This is a genomic window from Colwellia hornerae (assembly GCF_007954355.1).
GTDB classification, from domain to species: Bacteria; Pseudomonadota; Gammaproteobacteria; order Enterobacterales; family Alteromonadaceae; genus Colwellia_A; species Colwellia_A hornerae.
Genome location: NZ_VOLR01000078.1, coordinates 1 through 1,350, shown reverse-complemented (window position 1 = coordinate 1,350; position 1,350 = coordinate 1). Strand labels below are relative to the sequence as shown.

1 pseudogene is annotated in these 1,350 nt (G+C 41.6%); it reads right to left on the bottom strand.

The window, feature by feature from the left end:
• Positions 1-183: 183 nt before the first annotated feature.
• Positions 184-1,350: pseudogene (locus tag ESZ26_RS19010) on the bottom strand (IS110 family RNA-guided transposase).

Genomic DNA, 1,350 nt, shown 5'->3' with positions numbered 1-1,350 from the left:
ATGCTGATATTCGTGGATTACTAACTTGTTTGCTAGCAGCGCCTACCTTACTCATTTCGTCGTGGCACCTGTCTTCAGTCTATGTTCGCGGTTCAATAGCCGTTAGGCTATTGCCGTCCTAACGCCGTCGGTGATTGTGCCACACCCGATGCTTGATCCCATGCGCTAACTCAAAACTTTTATTCATGCAGGTACTCTCGATATTCTTAGCTTCACATCAATTTTTGGTAGCACTACCTCGCGAGAAATAGCCCAAATATAAGCGATCATTTCTCTGGCGATGGCCGTAACGACCACATTACGATGTTTGCCTTTATGCATGAGTCGTTGATAGCGGCGGCACAACCTCAGTTGAGCTTGCCAAGCCATATCAATAATTTCTTTGCTTAACCCTTCTTGTCTTAATTGCATTTCTTTTGAAATATTGGCGTTGTGTTTATACGAATGTGCACCTTCGACCAGTAGTCGTCTTGCACGGCTGTTACCGCATTTGGTAATAGCACCTAAATGGCGTTTATCGCCACTTGAATGTTCACTTGGTACAAGACCAAGGTAACTCATTAATTTTCTGGGATGGTCGAACCGTGATAAGTCACCTAGTTCGGCAATCACTCCTGTGGCGACTAATAACCTCACACCACGGAGCGCCTGTATCGCTTTAACTACAGGATAAAACCGCCAGTTTTTCACTTGATGTGTTAATTCATTATCCAGCCTTTTTAAGCGTTTTAGTCGTTCAGTAATGGTTAAAACCGCTTCTTGCAAAACAATTTGCTGACAAGGATGAGGTAATACTAATTCAGCGAGCCAACGCAAATGTTGTAATGACCAGTTATCTTTTATTTTGCTGTTAATGTTGTTACGTAACAACAATGCTTTAAGTTGATATTTAGCATCCTTTAAGTCTTTCATGCCTGTTTCTCGTGCCCGAGATAAGTCCCGTACGGCTTCATCTTCGGGCTCAGGGACATAGATATATGTTAAGTCTTCAGACTTGAGCAACTATGCCACTACAAGCTTTGCAAGTTTGAGCGCATCACGTTTATCGGTTTTGATTTTATCTCCTGGTTTTTTAGGGATAAGAGAAGGTGCGATGACATAGCAACAATGATTAAGGCTGGTGAGAAAGCGGTAAATCCAATAGCCACAAGGACCTGCTTCGTAAACAAAATGAAGTGTGGCATCTGGATATTTTGATTGTAATTGTCGTGCGAGTTTTTTAAAGGCGGCTTTATTACTGAGTATTTTACCTAGATGAGTTGATTTAGCGCCACGTTGGTCTTCAATATAAGCGACTTCAGTAAATGTTTTATGGGTATCTAAGCCAATGAAAAGTATGTTATGTTTTAT